We start from the raw sequence: 14,840 nt of genomic DNA on the forward strand, positions 1-14,840 counted from the left end.
CGATCGGGAGGCACGGATCGAGAGCCGACCAGCCCCGCCCAGCGGGGTGCGGCGCGTTGACGGGATTCGGTCGGTCCCGTCCACCGGGGTGACACGGTGACCGGAAATGGCACCTGACCACGGAGTGTCCCTTTCCGCGTCTACTGTCGGGGAAAGGCCATCCGCGCGCCACGTACCCGGCGATCAAAACGCCGGATAATGCGGGACGGCGGCACAGGCTCGGCGGAGGATGGGGCGATGGGGCACTGGTTCAACCATCGGATCATCGAGACCGGGCGCCTGCCCCTGTTCTGCTTCTTCGCGTGCCTGGTGCTCGCGTTCTCGTTCATCCGGCTGTCCGTCCGGATGATCCGGGCCCAGGTGAAGTGGTGGCCGGGCAACGTCACTCCCGGCGGGCTGCACATCCACCACGTCGTCTTCGGCGTCGTGTTCATGATCGTCGGCGGGGTCGCCGGCATCTCGATCTCCGACGAGAAGACCATCTGGCTGGCCGGGTCGGCGTCGCTGTTCGGGATCGGCACGGCCCTGGTCCTCGACGAGTTCGCCCTGATCCTGCACCTCAAGGACGTGTACTGGGGCGAACAGGGCCGCACCTCCGTCGACGCGGTGTTCGTCGCCGTCGCGCTCACCGGCCTCCTGCTGCTCGGCGTGAAGCCGTTCGGCCTGGAGGACGTGACGGTCTACAACGACGACGGCGCGGTCAGCCGGAACGGCACCCGGGCCGTGGTGGTGTTCACCCTGCTGGTCAACGGGCTGCTCGCCGTGCTGACCCTGCTCAAGGGCAAGATCTGGACCGGGCTGGTCGGGATCTTCATGCCGGTGCTGCTCATCTTCGGCGCGATCCGGCTCGCCCGGCCGTCGTCGCCGTGGGCGCACTGGCGGTACCCGGCGGACTCGCGGAAGATGGCCAGGGCCATCCGCAGGGAACGCCGCTACCGACATCCGGTGATCAAGGCGAAGATCTACGTCCAGGAACTGATCTCCGGCCGCCACGGCTAGTGCGTCTTCCGGCGGCCCCGCCGCCACCAGTCCCGCCATCGCGGCCGATCCCCGGTCATCACGCCGGGCACGTGTCCCCGCTCCCGCGCCGCCAGGATCTCGCTGTCCGGCCACACCTGGGTCAGCACCCGGGCGAGCCGCCTCTCGTCGCTGCGCCTGATCTGGGCGACCAGACCCGGCCCCGGTGCGACGGCGGTCGCCCTGGCCCCGAACACCTCCGGCCACGGTGCCACGGCGGTCGCCAGCCGACCGCTGAACGTGTAACCCGACCACGTCTCGCCGCCGGCCCGCGCCGCGCCGATCACCGCCTGCCACTCGGGCCTGCTGGTCACGCACAGCCAGACGCCGAAGGTCGCCGTGTGTCCGGTGTCCAACGGCACCGGCAGGATCACCCGGATGAAGTTGCCGACGCCGCTCGCGGTGACGACCTGCTCCGTCCTGACCCCGATCAGCCGGTCCTGCTCCTCGTCGGACAGCAGCGCGACGGGGTCGGGCAGGAGGTAGTCCCAGGCCCGCGCGTGACCGGGCAGGTCGTCGCCGCAGCGGTAGCAACTGTGTTCGTTCTCGCTCATGGTCGCCCCTGTCTGCCGGGTGCTCGACCGATCACGATAGTGCGGCTGTGCGGGTCCCGCTGTCCCGTGCCGTCAGGTCCAGGCACGTGTTCGGACCGCCGCCCGTCGCGGGGCGCGGCGACCAGCGCGCCCGGCCCGCTCACCGGGCGCGAGAACGCGGCGCCCGACAGGTCCGCGCGGTCCTGACGCGGAGTCCGTTCGACCCGGAGCCTGATGCGAAGCGTCATCCGGGTCAGAGCCGCGGCCCGGAGCCTCGTCCGGGCCGCGCGTGGAGCCTCAGCCGGTCAGAGCAACAGGTCCGGCAGCTCGCGGACCGAGTTGAGGATGTGGGTCGCCCCGGCGGTCCGGAGGGTCTCCGCGTCGTGGGCCCCCGTCAGTACCCCGCCTACGAAGGACGCCCCGGCCCTCAGCCCGGTCAGCACGTCCGAGGACGTGTCGCCGACGACGGCCACCGCCCGCACGTCGTCCACCTGCAGCCGGAGCAGCGCGGTCAGCACGAGATCCGGGTACGGCCGCCCCCGCCCCGCCTCGGCCGGCGTCAGGGTCAGGTCCGCGATGTCCTGCCAGCCGAGGGCCGCGAGCAGGGCGTCCGCGGTGGTCCTGGCGAAGCCGGTGGTCAGCGCGACCCTGATCCCCGCCTCGCGGAGTTCGGCGATCGTGTTGGCGGCCCCGGCGATGGGGGCGGCGCGCCCGGCCCGCACGAGGGTGCCGTAGGCCTCCTCGAACGCGAGGTTGGCCCGCTGGGCCGCGGCCTCCTCGCCGAGCATCGCCCGGAACACCGAGATCTTGGACTCGCCCATCGTGCGCTGGACGTAGTCGAGCTGGTCCTCGGTGTGTCCGGGGAGGGCGGCCTGGAACGCCTCGATCACGAGCCCGTCGTCCGCGATCGTCGTTCCGGCCATGTCCAGCACCACAAGGTCGATCATGGTCACCACCCCGCCTCTTCCGCTGTCTGCTCCGCCATCGCGGGGGATCCGGTCATGCCCCGGCCTCCGGGGCCGGTCACCAGCCACACGCCCGGCAGGGGCTGCGACCGGTGCAGGACGGCCTTCGGGTCCAGGCACTGGGCGTACACGCCGGCCCACCGGCGGACGATCCGCGGCAGGGGGCGGCCCAGGATGGCCGAGGCCACCTCGGTGAGGTGGTCGTACGGCGGCTCCACCACGTCGAACCCGAACGGGTGCTCGTACTCGTGGGTGTCCCCGATCGTCAGCCCCCCGTCGAGCCGCTGCACCATCAGGAGCTGCATCTTGTGCTCCGCCGCGATGGGCGCCTGGGGCTCGGTGAGGCCCTCGGAGCGGAAGAAGGGGTAGTACCGGAAGCTGTCGCCGTCCGCGACGGCCGTGGTCAGCGGCTGGTCCAGCGGGGCGGTCTGCGCCATCTGGAGCCGGACCTTGCGAATGGGCAGCGAAGGGGCCAGCTCGCGGACCAGGCCGCCGAGCCACGCGCCGGTCGCGAGGACCACCTGGTCGGCCTCGTGGGTGTCCCCGTGGTCGTCGCGGACGCTGCCGGTGGCCACGTCGCGCACCTCCCGACCGGGCAGCCACGTGTACCGGCCGGACCGCGCCATGTGCGCGCGCAGCGCCGGCAGGGCGACCCGGGACTCCACGGCCGCGTCGCGCTCGCAGTGCAGGGCCGCGAGGAACTCGCCGCCGAGCGCCGGGTTGAGCGCCCGGGCGTCGGCGCGGCTGAGGAGCCGCAGGCCCCGTACCCCCGCCGAGGCCTCGCGTAGGGCACCCTCGGCGACCTCGACCTCGGCCTCGGTCCGGCAGATCGTCAGCGATCCCGCCGGCCGGAAGCCGACGCCGGGCACGGCCGCGCCGATCCCCTCCCACAGTTCCCGGGCCCGCAACGCCGTCTCGACGTCGGGGCCGTCCAGCCGGCCGCTGACCCAGACCAGGCCGAAGTTCCGGACGGAGGCGCCGCGCGCCTCCGCCTCCCTTTCCAGGTGTACGACCTGATGGCCGCGCTCGATGGCCCACCACGCGTGCATGGTGCCCAGGACGCCGCCGCCGACGATGACGATCCGCACTCGCAACTCCTCACGATCTTGTCGACCGTCAGGCTGTCCGGGCCGGGTGGCCGCTGGCCGGCGCGGAGGTGTCCGCCGGGTGAAGTTCGCCCGAGAATTGGTCTAGACCAATCCGGATCCTAGCCCGTTCCCGGTGATCAAGTACACCCTCGGTGCGGTTTTCCGGGGCCTGAAACCGCAGGAGCGCGTAGTTGATCACCGACGGGGCGCGGCAGGCCCGGGATCCGGGTCAGCGCTCAGCGGGTGGTCGAGGACAGGATCTCGGCCGCGGCCTCGCCGTTCGCGCGGCTCGCGCCGTGCGTGGTCACGAAGGCGGAGACGCCGGCGGGGCGCCAGGCGGACGGCCAGCCCATCTCGACCACCACGACCGCCGGGTGCCGGGCCGCGAGGGCCTCGATCAGCGCACGGGCCTGGGGGAACCGGTGGGTGTCCCGCCCGACGACCACGATGTCGCGGTCGCCGGCCACGGCGGACAGGTCCGCGGCGGACGGCCCGAGGTACGGGGAGCCGTTCTGGGAGATCGCGACCGTGACCAGTTCGCCGTCGAGCGGCAGCCCCCACGGGACCGTGCCGACCGCGATGTTGGACTCCGAACCCAGCTGCACGAGCAGCGGCTCCTTCAGGGGTGGCAGCAGGCCCTCGACCCGCACCGCGCGCCGGGCGGCGACCCGGATCGCGTCCCGGACGGCCTCGGCGCTCTCGGCGGCCACCGGCTTGAGGTCGGCGACCGAGGCGGCGCCGCGCGCGACGGCCTCCTCGAGCCGGGCGACCGGCAGCCGGCCGCCCCGGGCGGCGAAGACGATCCCGTCGACGATGGACTCGCAGAGCGCCTCGTTGATGTCGGAGCCCAGGCACAGCAGGTCCGCGCCGGCGAGCAGCGCGCGGACGGCGGCCTCCGGCTGGCCGATCGCGCCGCTCGCGCCCCGCATCTCCAGGGCGTCGGTGACGACCGCGCCGGTGAAGCCCAGCTCGCCGCGCAGCAGGTCGGTGAGGACCCGGCCGCTGGCGGTGGCGGGGGCGTCGCCGGTCAGCTCCGGCACCCGGATGTGCGCGGTCATGATCATGCGGACGCCGGCGTCGATCGCCGCCTGGAACGGCGGCAGGTCCCGGCCGCGCATCACGGCGAGCGAGTCGGTGATGGTCGGGAGTTCGAGGTGCGAGTCGCTGACCGTGGCCCCGTGGCCCGGGAAGTGCTTGGCGCAGCCGGCCACCCCGGCGGACTGCAGCCCGTCGATCGCCGCGGCGGTGTGCCGGGACACCAGCTCCGGGTCCGCGCCGAACGAGCGGGTCCCGATCACCGGGTTCTCGTCGGCGGTATTGACGTCCACAGTGGGCGCGAAGTCGACGTTGATGCCGACCGTGGCGAGTTCGAGACCGATGCCCCGGTACGTCGCCCGGGTCAGCTCCGGGTCGTCGGCCGCGCCGAGGGCGGCGTTGCCCGGGTAGGGGCTGCCCTCGTGGTACGACAGCCGGGTGACGTCGCCGCCCTCCTCGTCCAGGGCCAGGATCACGTCGGGGTTGGCGTCCCGGAGCTGGGTGACCAGTGTGGCGAGTTGGGCACGGTCCACGATGTTATAGCCGAAGAGGGTATACCCAGCCAAGCCCTCTTTGAGCAGTCTGATTGCCCAGGGGGGAGCGGTCGTTCCCGGGAAGGCGGGCAGCATGGTGCTGAGGGCGAGCCGGCGGAGCGTCGGGTCGGTCATGCCCTGGGGTGTCCTTTCGCTGGCTCACCGTAAGCTGTCCATATTCTCACGGTGCGGAAATCTAATAGGAAACTTTCCTAAAGACTAGAGGACAATATCAGTATGAGTCCAGGCCGCCGCCCCGGCACGCCCCGGCTGCTGCGCGCGCTCAACGATCGAGCCGCACTCGAACTGCTCCTTGCGCACGGCCCGCTGACCCGGGCTCAGTTAGGAGAGTTTACAGGTCTATCCAAGGTCACGGCGTCCCAGCTCGTCGAGCGCCTCGAGCAGCGGGGACTGGTGACCCACGTCGGCTCCCAGGCCGGCGGCAGGGGCCCGAACGCGCTGCTCTACGCCCTGGTCGCCGACTCGGCGTACGTCGTCGGCGTCGACGTCGGCCCCACCCGGGTGCAGGCCGCCGCCGCCGACATCACCGGCAAGATCGTCGGTCAGGTCGCGATGTCGACCCACGACTCCGACGACCCGGTGGGCGTCGTGCACACCGCCGTGACCCGGGCCCTCGGCTCAGCCCCGCTGTCGAGGCTGAAGCGGGTCGTGCTGGGCACCCCGGGCCTCGTCGACCCCGCCACCGGCGACCTGTCGTTCGCGTGGGACCTGCCGCACTGGCACCAGGGCCTGCTCGGCGCGCTCCGCGAGGACCTCGGTGTGCCCGTCGTGTTCGAGAACGACGTGAACCTCGCGGCCGTCGCCGAGTCCCGGCAGGGCGCGGCGGTCGGCGTGGATGACTTCGTCCTGATCTGGGTGGACCGGGGCGTCGGCATGGCCTCGATGATCAACGGTCGGCTGCACCGCGGCGTCACCGGCGCGGCCGGCGAGATCGGCTACCTCCCGGTCCCCGGCGGGGAGCTGCCGACCGGAGCGTCGCCCCGCGAGCAGGGCTCGTTCCAGAAGGTGATGGGGGCCGAGGCCGTCGCGCTGGTCACCGACTCCGACGAGATGGCCCGCCGGCTCGCGCTCGGCGTCGCGGGCGCGTGCGTGGTCCTCGACCCCAGTCTCGTGGTACTCGCCGGCTCCGTCGCCCGCGAGGGCGGCCAGGACCTGGCGGAGCGGGTCGAGCGCGAGGTGCACGCGCTCGCGCCGATCATCCGGCCGAAGGTGGTGCTGGCCGAGGTCGACACCGACCCGGTGCTCAACGGGGCGCTGCTGACGGCTGTGGACGCCGCGCGCGAGGAACTGTTCGAGTCCTGACCGGTGGCGGGGCGCGCCTGAGTGTGCGCCCCGCCAGGCCCGGCGCCAGCCGCGGAGCGGCCCGGGCCCGGGGTCCCCGTCAGGTCACGCCCGGCGGGGTCAGGTCACGTCGCGGCGGGTGAACGTCCAGAACGCCGCGCCCAGCGTCACCACCAGCACCACCGCGAACACGACCGCCGAGTCGTTCATGGTCAACGTCCACTCCACCGGCACGCAGGACCCGCCGCCCCGGCACCCGGCGACATCCATGAACCGCATCTCTTTGCCCACCCACGCGCCCGCGTAGCTGGACGGCACGAACCGCTCGTACCGCGACACGGTGAACAGGCCCTCGAACAGGATCCGGACCCCGACCTCGCCGACCAGGATCACGCCGATCGCCGCGCCCAGGGCCGCCGCCGTCCGCCGCCCGATCGACGCCACGGCGAACGCGACCGTCCCGATCAGCAGGGTCAGGACGAGCATCCGCAGCCCGGTGAGCGCGATCGAGGCGACGAACCCCGGGGTGACCCCGTCGAAGGTGCCCCCGAACTGGGCCAACAGCACCATGATCCCGGCCCACGCCGCGCCCAGCACCACGAAGACGCCGGTCAACCCGGTGATCAGCGCGACGTACTTGCCGAGCAGGGTGGGCGCGCGCCGGGGCCGCCACAGCAGCAGGTTCGCCACTCCGCCGCTGGACCACTCCGCGCCGATGAAGGAGGAGCCGACCAGGAAGGCGTACAGGCACAGCAGGCCGCCGAACACCATGACCAGCGGTTCGGCGTACCCCTTGAAGTCGAACGTCGCCGGCAGGAACCACCGCGGGTCCGCCGCCTCGATCTTGGTGTCGCAGGCGTCGTTCTGGACGCCGCCCTGCGTGCACTGCGCCCGCATCTCGGCGGTGCTCGCGGCGGCCCGCTCGCGCGCCTGCGCCCAGTCGGCATCGGTCAGCCTGTGGTGGCTGAAGAACAAGCCGGCGGCGATGAGCAGCAGGCCAGCGACCAGGAGCAGCAGGGTCAGCCTGGTGAACCGGCGGCTGGCCAGTCGGTTCCACTCGGCCTTGAGAAGGTTCATCGGACGCCCACCTGCTGGTCCACGCTGTCGGTCAGGGTCAGGAACACGCTCTCCAGGTCGGGGCGCAGCGGCACGAGCTCCGCGACGAACAGCTCCCGGGCCGCGAGCGTCCGGGTGATCCACGACGGATCGACCAGATCACGAACAACGAACCCGTCTTCGTGTACGTCCACCTGCGCGCCCGCCTCGGTCAGGATCTCGGCGGCGAGCAACGGCTGGTCGACCCGCACCCTGTACTCCCCCCGGTCCTGGGACGCCAGCACGTGCTCGACCGGCCCGGACACGATCGCCCGGCCCTTGGCGACGATGGTCACCGAGTCGCAGATCTGCTGCACCTCGCCGAGGATGTGGCTGGACAGCACGACCGTCACGCCGTCAGCGGCCAGGTCGCGCATCAGATCCCGCATTTCCCGGATCCCGGCCGGGTCCAGCCCGTTCGCCGGCTCGTCCAGGATCAGCAGCTTCGGCTCCTTGAGCAGCGCCGAGGCGACCGCGAGCCGCTGGCGCATGCCGAGGGAGTAGCCCTTGACCCGGTCGCGGGCCCGGTCGGTCAGCCCGACGAGCTCCAGCACCGCGTCCACCCGGGACAGCGGCACCCCGCCCGCCTGGGCCAGCAGGGTCAGCGTCTTGCGCCCGGAGAAGTTGCCGAAGAACTGCGGGCTCTCCACGATCGCGCCGATCGAGTCCATCACCTGCGGCAGCGCGGCCGGCACCTCCCGGCCCAGCAGCACCATCCGGCCGGCGTCGGCCCGGATCAGCCCCAGCAGGGTCCGCAGCGTGGTGGTCTTGCCCGAGCCGTTCGGGCCGAGGAAGCCGTGCACCTGCCCGGCGGTGACGCTCAGGTCCAGCCCGTCGAGCGCGCGGTGCTCACCCCCGAACAGGCCCTTGTACGTCTTTCTCAGTCCCTCGATCTCGATGACCGCGGCCATGGCTTCCCTCCTGCACCGTCGCGCCCTCTCCGGCCCGGACCCACATCCGTGGCGCTACGCGCGACAACCGTGGCCGGCGCGCGGCGGAACGTGTGCCGCACCACAGTACGTCGGGACAACGCGTGCGGGCACTCGTGGTTGGATGGTGACGTGCCACATGCCGACACCGTTGTTGACCTCGCCGCCGTCACGGTCACCCGGGGCGACACCCGCCTCGTCGCCGACATCGACTGGCAGGTGGAGCTGGACGAACGCTGGGTGGTGCTCGGCCCCAACGGTGCCGGCAAGACCACTCTCCTCCGGCTGGCCGGCGGCCGGCTGCACCCGAGCTCCGGATCGGCCCATGTGCTCGGCGAGAAGCTGGGCGCCGTCGACCTCGCCGAGCTGCGGACCAGGGTCGGCCTGACCAGCGCCGCGCTCGCCGACCGGATCCCGGTGCACGAGACCGTGCACAACGTCGTCGTCACCGCCGCGTGGGACGTCGTCGGCCGGTTCCGCGAGGACTACGAGACCATGGACGACATCCGGGCCCGGGTCCTCCTCGAACAGCTGGGCGTCGCGCACCTCGCCGACCGGCAGTACGGCACCCTGTCGGAGGGCGAGCGCAAGCGGGTCCAGATCGCCCGGGCGCTCATGGTCGACCCGGAGCTGCTGCTGCTCGACGAGCCGGCGGCCGGGCTGGACCTGGGCGGGCGCGAGGACCTGGTCCGCCGCCTCGCCGAGCTGGCCTTCGACCCGGAGGCCCCGGCGATGGTCCTCGTCACCCACCACGTCGAGGAGATCCCGCCGGGGTTCACGCACGCGCTGCTGCTGCGGGACGGCGGGGTCGTCGCGCAGGGGCTGATCGGCGACGTGATCAACAGCGTGACCCTGAGCGCGACGTTCGGGCTGCCGTTGACCGTGGAACTGCGCCAGGGCCGGTACACGGCACGGGCGCTGTAGGCCGCTTCACCCCGCTGGGCGGGGCTGTGCACGGCGGGTCCGGCCGGGTCGTCCCTCGCAGGGTGCCGGCGCTGTCGGCGAGGCTCCACCGTAGCCGTCGAATGGGTGTGATCTGTCCGCGTTAGCGGACGAGGCGGATGCTGAACCGGTCGGCGGTCAGCTCCACCGGCTCCCAGCTCCGCCGCAGCCGGGCGCGCACATGGCTGTCCGCGGTGAGCGACGCGCACAGCGTGAAGACCCGGTGCCCGGGCGCTCCCGGCAGCGCTCCCGGCTCGACCCGGTCGGAGACCAGCTTCACCCCGGCGGGCAGGGGCTCGAGTTCCCAGCGGTAGCCGGTGCCGCCCCGTTCGGGGAGCACCACCTCCACGGTCTGCTCCGGTGACACCGCCACCGAACCACCGTTGTGTTCCACGCTGATCCGCACCACGACGACCGCCTTCCGGTGACCCCGTTCCCAGTATGGGGGCCGGGTCAGGGTGATCCCTGATGTCGGGCGTGCCAGGAGCCCGGCACGCTTGGGAGGTGCGATTCATACTGAACGTGTTGTGGCTGGTCTTCGGCGGATTCTTCATCGCGCTCGGCTACGCGGTGGCGGGCCTCATCTGCTACCTCCTCGTCGTCACCATCCCCTTCGGGATCGCGTCGTTCCGGATGGCGAACTACGCGCTGTGGCCCTTCGGCCGGACCCTCGTCCGCGACCCCGGGCACGGGGCGATGTCCTCGCTCGGGAACATCCTGTGGTTCGTGGTCGCAGGGTGGTGGCTGGCGCTCGGGCACCTGGTCACGGCGGTCGGGCTGTGCGTCACGATCATCGGGATCCCGTTCGGGATCGCGCACCTCAAGCTGATCCCGGTGTCGCTGACCCCGCTGGGTCGACAGATCGTCGACATCCCCTAGACGGACGTCGGGCCGGCGGTTGACGCCGGCGACCGTGTCACGCAGCCGAACTCCGGGGCCGGAATTCGACGGAGAGATCGACTCCGAGCGCCCGCGCCAGCCGTTCCAGCACCGCCAGCGTGGGCGTGGTGCCGCCGGCCTCGAATCGCGCTACGGCGGACTGCGTCATCCCGGATGCCTCGGCCAACCGCGTCTGGGTCCACCCGAGCCGCTCACGGAGTTCGCGCACCGCGCGCCCGAGTTCGAAGGCGAGCCGGGTGGCCTCGTAGGCGTCGGAGGCCCCGGGCTCGGCGAGCCGCTGGTCTCGCAGGGTCGCCCAGTCGGACCGTTCGGTCATGTCCGCTCCTCCTCGTCCACCGTGTGCTCCTCGTTGAGACACCTGCTCAACGCCCGCCTGGCCCGTTCGACTTCCCGGTCCTCCCGGGGCTGGGTCTTGCGGAAGACCGTCAGCAGGATGATTCTGCGGTCCGATGCGATCCAGTAGGTCACCCGGACCGCGTCGCGCTCCAGGTGGAATCGTAGTTCCCGAAGCTTTCCATCCAGCTGTTTCGTGTAGGGCTCACTGAGTAGAGGGCCGTTCTCCGCCAGCAGATCGACGTAGAACGCGGCCCGGGCGAACAGTGCGGTGGGCAGTCCTTCCAGCCATTGCCGGACTTCGGGCTCAAGCTCCACGGTACCCCAGCTCATAGCATCGATGCTATATCAATCCCGCACGCGGCCCGGTGACCCGCACCTCGATAGGCTGGGTGCGTGGCTGAACAGCGGATGCTCGACCGGGTGCGGGCCCTGCTCCGCAAGGCCGAGTCCACCACCTTCCCCGAGGAGGCCGACGCCCTCACAGCCAAGGCCCAGGAGCTGATGGCCCGGCACGGCATCGACGACCTCGGCCCGGGCGCGGACACCGGCCCGACCCACCGCCGGGTCGCTGTCCCCCCGCCGCACGACGGGGCCAAGGCCATGCTCCTCGACGCCGTGGCCGGCGCGAACCGGTGCCGGGCCGTGTGGTCGCGCGAGGGGGCGTACGCGACGGTGTTCGGCTTCCCGGCCGACCTCGACGCGGTCGAGGTGCTGTACCAGTCGGTGCTGATCCAGGCCACCAAGGCGATGATCCGCGAAGCCCGCACCCGGGCCCGGTACGGCCGCGCCGACACCCCCGCGTTCCGGGAGTCGTTCCTGATCGCGTACGCCGACCGGATCGGCGCCCGCCTCGACGCCGTCTCCGGGGAGGTGACCCCGGAGGACCTGCTGCCGGTGCTGGCCTCCCGGGAGGTCGAGGTCAAGGCGGCGGCGGACAAGCTGTTCCCCGAGGTGGAGAGCGTGCCGGTGTCGGTGCCGAGCCGCGAGGGGTGGAACTCCGGGTCTCTCGCGGCCGAGCAGGCTTCGCTGCGGGGCCGGCGCGGGGTCGACGGCCGCTGACCGCCCCGGGCCGAGCCCTGGCCCCGGGCCACGCGAGCCCGGCCCGCCGGGACGTCCCACCCGTTGACCCTGGTCACTGACAGCTCCCGGCCCCCGGACCGGGGCCGTAGGGTAGGACCGTGTCCACCCTCAGAGATCTCGTCGAGGAGCACGCCGACCTCGAACAGCCCGACATCGACCACCTGCACCGCCTCGCCGGTGACTGGCAGCTCCTGTCGGACCTGTCGTTCGCCGACCTGCTGATGTGGGTGCCGGTGGAGAACGGCGAGTTCCGGTGTGTCGCCCAGGTGCGTCCGACAACGGCCCCGACCGCGTACCTCGACGACCAGGTCGGGCACGTCCTCGGCGGCCCGGACGTCGCGCACCTCGCCGTCGCGCTGGAGGAGGGCCGGATCTGGCGGGAGGGCGACCCGGTCTGGTACGGGGACACGCCGGCCCGCCGCGAGGCCATCCCGGTGCGAACCCCGGACAGCCAGAGGGTCATCGCCCTGCTCGGCCGGGACACGAACCTGTCGACGGCCAGGACCCCGAGCCAGCTGGAGCTCAACTACCTGACCACGGCCGACGACCTGACCCAGATGGTCGCGGACGGCACGTTCCCGCCGGAGCACCGCCCGGGCGAGACGACGAGCGCGCCCCGGGTGGGCGACGGTCTGATCCGCCTGGACGCGGACGGCAAGGTGGTCTACGCGAGCCCGAACGCGCAGTCGGCGTACCGCAGACTGGGTTTTCCCTCCCATCTCACCGGCGAGGATCTCGCGGCCCTGACCGGCAGGCTCGCCGACGACCCTCTCGAGGGCGGCGAGGCCGTGGAACGGATCTTCGCGGCGCTGCGCGGCGAGTCCCCGGCCCGCAAGGAGCTCGACGGCCGGGGCGCGACCCTGCTGCTCCGGGCGCTGCCGCTGCTGCCGGGCGGCCACCCGATCGGCGCGGTCGTCCTGTGCCGGGACATCACCGAGGTCCGCCGAAGGGACCGCGCCCTGGTCACCAAGGACGCCACGATCCGCGAGATCCACCACCGGGTGAAAAACAACCTGCAGACCGTGGCCGCGCTGCTGCGCCTCCAGGCCCGCCGGGTGGACTCCCCGCAGGCCAAGCTGGCGCTGGAGGAGTCGGTGCGCCGCGTCGCGTCGATCGCGCTCGTGCACGAGACCCTGTCGATGGCCTCCGACGAGACCGTCGAGTTCGACACGATCGTGGACCGGGTCGCGTCGATGGCCGCCGAGGTGTCGGTCGCCGAGAGCCGGGTGACGCTGCGCCGGGAGGGCACGTTCGGCGTGCTGTCCGCCGAGATCGCCACCCCGCTGGTCATGGTCCTCAACGAACTCCTCCAGAACGCCGTCGAGCACGCCTACGGCCCCGCCGAACAGGGCGAGGTCGTCATCTCCGCGCACCGCTGGCGCCGCCAACTCCACGTCACGGTGTCCGATTCGGGCCAGGGCCTGCCGGCCGACTTCAACCTGGACGCCAGCAAGCGCCTGGGCCTGCAGATCGTCCGCACCCTGGCCACGGGCGAGCTGCGCGGCACGATCGAGCTCCGTAACCGGGTCGACTCGGGCATGGAAGCCGTCGTCGTAGTCCCCCTGAGCCGCCGCTAAAAACCTTTCATATGTTACGAGTCGGGGCCTCCCCGGCACTATCGGCACTTCTGCGAGGGGCCTGCCCCAGGAACCGCTCCGCCGTAGTCACCCACTCGCACGGCCACGGCTTCCGGCACTCCACACACAGGTACACCAGCCATTTGGCGTGTTCGTCCAGCCAGATCTCCGCCTGGACGTCGCGGCGTTCCCGTGCCTCGGCCAGGTACTCCTCGCGGCTCAGTTCACTGTCTGCCATGGACCCAACTCCTCACTCGCAGTTACGCCCAGATTGCACCGCGCTCCGCGAAAACGCAAGATGCGTTTGGTGACTTGCGATCGTGGCGTGTCGCGCGCACACTATGCGCAATGGGTGACGAAGGGATGACCATGCGGAAGAGTCCTGCGGTCCGGCGGCGACGCCTCGGCATCATGCTCCGGCGGATCCGCGAGGAGGCCGGCCTCACCGCCGACAAGGTCGCCAAGGAGCTGGCCGTCGCGGGCTCGACCATCACCCGGATCGAGAAGGGCGAGTCGGCGGGCCGCCCGGGGATGCTGCGTGACCTCCTGGACCACTACGACGTGGGCAGCCCGCAGCGGGAGGTGCTGGTCCAGCTCGGCAGAGAGGGCCGCCAGAAGGGCCTGTATGACGCCTACGGCACGGTCATGATCGCGGCATATGCGGACCTCGAAGCCGAAGCTGAAACGATCACCCAATTCGAGAACGTCCTCGTTCCGGGTCTGTTGCAGACTGCGGACTACACACGGGCAATCATTCGGGCCGTGCGCCCTGATATCGGGGTGGATGAGCTGGCTCGCAGCGTCGAGTTGCGTCTGGCGCGCCAGGCGATGCTCGACCGCGACGACCCGCCCGAGCTGCGACTGATCCTCGATGAGGCGGCCCTCCGTCGCATCGTCGGCGGCCGAGATGTGATGTGTGCGCAGCTCGCGTGGCTCATTCAACGAGCAAGGCTGTCGCACGTGACCCTTCAAATTGTGCCCTTGGCTGTAGGGGCGCATGCGGGCATGAGCGGAGCCTTCACGATCCTCGGCTATTCAGAGCCGGAGCTCGATCTTGTGTATCTCGGCAACGCGAGCGGCGGGCTGTATCTTGAGAAGGCCGCTGACATCCGGTGGTATCTGATCACGCATGAGCGGCTGCGGGCTGCCGCCCTGTCGCCAGTTGACAGTTTGGCTCTCCTCGCGGCCGTCGCCGAGGAGTTCGCATGCCCAGCAGAGTCACCTCCGTCGACCTGAGCAACGCGATCTGGCGTAAGTCGAGCAAGTCGGGCGGCAATGACGGAAACTGCGTCGAGTTGGCCGCGCTGGGTGCCGCCCGGTGGTGCAAGTCAAGCCGTTCGGGGGCGGGAAACAGTAACTGTGTCGAGTTGGCTTTTCTGCCGGCGACGGTCGCCGTCCGCGACAGCAAGGACGTCACCGGCCCCGTGCTGACCTTCACTCCGGAGGACTGGCGGGCCTTCGTCGCCGCCCAGTCCGGCACATAGTCCGTTCGCGCCCACCCGGCGTCC

Annotated in this window: 18 protein-coding genes; 8 read left to right on the forward strand and 10 right to left on the reverse strand. The window is 71.5% G+C overall.

The window, feature by feature from the left end; translation table 11 throughout:
* Positions 1-237 precede the first annotated feature (237 nt).
* Positions 238-999 carry a hypothetical protein gene (locus tag IW245_RS35145; RefSeq protein WP_197007403.1) on the forward strand — a complete coding sequence of 254 codons (762 nt, stop codon included), beginning with the start codon at positions 238-240 and terminating at the stop codon, positions 997-999.
* Here IW245_RS35145 and IW245_RS35150 read toward each other — a convergent pair.
* The 4 genes from IW245_RS35150 to IW245_RS35165 form a co-directional block, all read right to left on the reverse strand.
* Positions 996-1,571 (reverse strand): DUF2199 domain-containing protein, encoded by a 576-nt coding sequence (locus tag IW245_RS35150; protein ID WP_197007404.1) that lies wholly within the window; start codon positions 1,569-1,571, stop codon positions 996-998. The two genes, IW245_RS35145 and IW245_RS35150, sit on opposite strands and share 4 nt — an antisense overlap.
* A 284-nt stretch (positions 1,572-1,855) precedes the next feature.
* The gene (locus tag IW245_RS35155) at positions 1,856-2,497 is read right to left on the reverse strand and encodes a phosphonatase-like hydrolase (RefSeq protein ID WP_197007405.1); all 642 of its coding nucleotides are present in this window, start codon (positions 2,495-2,497) and stop codon (positions 1,856-1,858) included.
* 2 nt (positions 2,498-2,499) lie between these two features.
* Positions 2,500-3,603 carry a TIGR03364 family FAD-dependent oxidoreductase gene (locus IW245_RS35160; RefSeq protein WP_197007406.1) on the reverse strand — a complete coding sequence of 368 codons (1,104 nt, stop codon included), beginning with the start codon at positions 3,601-3,603 and terminating at the stop codon, positions 2,500-2,502.
* Between the two features lie 236 nt (positions 3,604-3,839).
* Positions 3,840-5,306 (reverse strand): glycoside hydrolase family 3 protein, encoded by a 1,467-nt coding sequence (locus tag IW245_RS35165; protein ID WP_197007407.1) that lies wholly within the window; start codon positions 5,304-5,306, stop codon positions 3,840-3,842.
* Between the two features lie 102 nt (positions 5,307-5,408).
* Between IW245_RS35165 and IW245_RS35170 the strand changes: the two genes are divergently transcribed.
* Positions 5,409-6,494: an ROK family transcriptional regulator gene (locus IW245_RS35170; protein WP_197007408.1), complete on the forward strand. Its 1,086-nt coding sequence runs from the start codon at positions 5,409-5,411 to the stop codon at positions 6,492-6,494.
* A gap of 99 nt (positions 6,495-6,593) precedes the next feature.
* On the opposite strand, the gene IW245_RS35175 is transcribed toward IW245_RS35170, so the two are convergent.
* Positions 6,594-7,550, reverse strand: coding sequence for a DUF2705 family protein (locus IW245_RS35175; protein WP_197007409.1), 957 nt, complete (start codon positions 7,548-7,550; stop codon positions 6,594-6,596).
* Positions 7,547-8,479, reverse strand: a complete 933-nt coding sequence (locus tag IW245_RS35180) for an ABC transporter ATP-binding protein (RefSeq protein WP_197007410.1) — start codon at positions 8,477-8,479, stop codon at positions 7,547-7,549. The genes IW245_RS35175 and IW245_RS35180 overlap by 4 nt, the downstream gene beginning before the upstream one ends.
* Before the next feature lie 150 nt (positions 8,480-8,629).
* Between IW245_RS35180 and IW245_RS35185 the strand changes: the two genes are divergently transcribed.
* Positions 8,630-9,421: an ABC transporter ATP-binding protein gene (locus tag IW245_RS35185; RefSeq protein ID WP_197007411.1), complete on the forward strand. Its 792-nt coding sequence runs from the start codon at positions 8,630-8,632 to the stop codon at positions 9,419-9,421.
* 121 nt (positions 9,422-9,542) lie between these two features.
* Here IW245_RS35185 and IW245_RS35190 read toward each other — a convergent pair whose 3' ends face one another.
* Positions 9,543-9,812 carry a protease inhibitor I42 family protein gene (locus tag IW245_RS35190; RefSeq protein ID WP_197007412.1) on the reverse strand — a complete coding sequence of 90 codons (270 nt, stop codon included), beginning with the start codon at positions 9,810-9,812 and terminating at the stop codon, positions 9,543-9,545.
* A 95-nt stretch (positions 9,813-9,907) separates the two neighbouring features.
* On the opposite strand from IW245_RS35190, the gene IW245_RS35195 reads away from it, so the two are divergent.
* A complete protein-coding gene (locus IW245_RS35195) occupies positions 9,908-10,318 on the forward strand; it encodes a YccF domain-containing protein (protein WP_197007413.1) in 411 nt (136 codons plus the stop codon).
* 37 nt (positions 10,319-10,355) lie between these two features.
* Here IW245_RS35195 and IW245_RS35200 read toward each other — a convergent pair whose 3' ends face one another.
* A complete protein-coding gene (locus IW245_RS35200) occupies positions 10,356-10,655 on the reverse strand; it encodes a helix-turn-helix domain-containing protein (protein ID WP_197007414.1) in 300 nt (99 codons plus the stop codon).
* Positions 10,652-11,005, reverse strand: a complete 354-nt coding sequence (locus IW245_RS35205; RefSeq protein ID WP_197007415.1) for a type II toxin-antitoxin system RelE/ParE family toxin — start codon at positions 11,003-11,005, stop codon at positions 10,652-10,654. Before IW245_RS35205 ends, IW245_RS35200 begins: the two co-directional genes overlap by 4 nt.
* A gap of 63 nt (positions 11,006-11,068) precedes the next feature.
* Here IW245_RS35205 and IW245_RS35210 point away from each other — a divergent pair, with 63 nt between their 5' ends.
* Positions 11,069-11,734: a DUF2786 domain-containing protein gene (locus IW245_RS35210; RefSeq protein WP_197007416.1), complete on the forward strand. Its 666-nt coding sequence runs from the start codon at positions 11,069-11,071 to the stop codon at positions 11,732-11,734.
* A 119-nt stretch (positions 11,735-11,853) separates the two neighbouring features.
* Entirely contained in the window at positions 11,854-13,332 is a 1,479-nt protein-coding gene (locus IW245_RS35215; RefSeq protein ID WP_197007417.1) for a sensor histidine kinase, read from the forward strand.
* A 7-nt stretch (positions 13,333-13,339) separates the two neighbouring features.
* Here the strand turns inward: IW245_RS35215 and IW245_RS35220 are convergent, their stop codons facing one another.
* A complete protein-coding gene (locus IW245_RS35220; protein ID WP_197007418.1) occupies positions 13,340-13,570 on the reverse strand; it encodes a hypothetical protein in 231 nt (76 codons plus the stop codon).
* A gap of 110 nt (positions 13,571-13,680) precedes the next feature.
* Here IW245_RS35220 and IW245_RS35225 point away from each other — a divergent pair, with 110 nt between their 5' ends.
* Positions 13,681-14,568, forward strand: coding sequence for a helix-turn-helix domain-containing protein (locus tag IW245_RS35225; RefSeq protein ID WP_197007419.1), 888 nt, complete (start codon positions 13,681-13,683; stop codon positions 14,566-14,568).
* Positions 14,538-14,816: a DUF397 domain-containing protein gene (locus tag IW245_RS35230; RefSeq protein ID WP_197007420.1), complete on the forward strand. Its 279-nt coding sequence runs from the start codon at positions 14,538-14,540 to the stop codon at positions 14,814-14,816. The genes IW245_RS35225 and IW245_RS35230 overlap by 31 nt, the downstream gene beginning before the upstream one ends.
* The last annotated feature ends 24 nt before the right edge of the window (positions 14,817-14,840 follow it).

This window comes from Longispora fulva (assembly GCF_015751905.1).
Taxonomy (GTDB): domain Bacteria; phylum Actinomycetota; class Actinomycetes; order Mycobacteriales; family Micromonosporaceae; genus Longispora; species Longispora fulva.

Excerpts from the sequence above, each read along its gene's own strand:
- IW245_RS35145 (WP_197007403.1), top strand. The coding sequence starts at position 238 with ATGGGGCACTGGTTCAACCATCGGATCATCGAGACCGGGCGCCTGCCC.
- IW245_RS35150 (WP_197007404.1), bottom strand. The coding sequence starts at position 1,571 with ATGAGCGAGAACGAACACAGTTGCTACCGCTGCGGCGACGACCTGCCC.
- IW245_RS35155 (WP_197007405.1), bottom strand. The coding sequence starts at position 2,497 with ATGATCGACCTTGTGGTGCTGGACATGGCCGGAACGACGATCGCGGAC.
- IW245_RS35165 (WP_197007407.1), bottom strand. The coding sequence starts at position 5,306 with ATGACCGACCCGACGCTCCGCCGGCTCGCCCTCAGCACCATGCTGCCC.
- IW245_RS35170 (WP_197007408.1), top strand. The coding sequence starts at position 5,409 with ATGAGTCCAGGCCGCCGCCCCGGCACGCCCCGGCTGCTGCGCGCGCTC.
- IW245_RS35175 (WP_197007409.1), bottom strand. The coding sequence starts at position 7,550 with ATGAACCTTCTCAAGGCCGAGTGGAACCGACTGGCCAGCCGCCGGTTC.
- IW245_RS35180 (WP_197007410.1), bottom strand. The coding sequence starts at position 8,479 with ATGGCCGCGGTCATCGAGATCGAGGGACTGAGAAAGACGTACAAGGGC.
- IW245_RS35195 (WP_197007413.1), top strand. The coding sequence starts at position 9,908 with ATGTCGGGCGTGCCAGGAGCCCGGCACGCTTGGGAGGTGCGATTCATA.
- IW245_RS35200 (WP_197007414.1), bottom strand. The coding sequence starts at position 10,655 with ATGACCGAACGGTCCGACTGGGCGACCCTGCGAGACCAGCGGCTCGCC.
- IW245_RS35205 (WP_197007415.1), bottom strand. The coding sequence starts at position 11,005 with ATGAGCTGGGGTACCGTGGAGCTTGAGCCCGAAGTCCGGCAATGGCTG.
- IW245_RS35220 (WP_197007418.1), bottom strand. The coding sequence starts at position 13,570 with ATGGCAGACAGTGAACTGAGCCGCGAGGAGTACCTGGCCGAGGCACGG.
- IW245_RS35225 (WP_197007419.1), top strand. The coding sequence starts at position 13,681 with ATGGGTGACGAAGGGATGACCATGCGGAAGAGTCCTGCGGTCCGGCGG.
- IW245_RS35230 (WP_197007420.1), top strand. The coding sequence starts at position 14,538 with ATGCCCAGCAGAGTCACCTCCGTCGACCTGAGCAACGCGATCTGGCGT.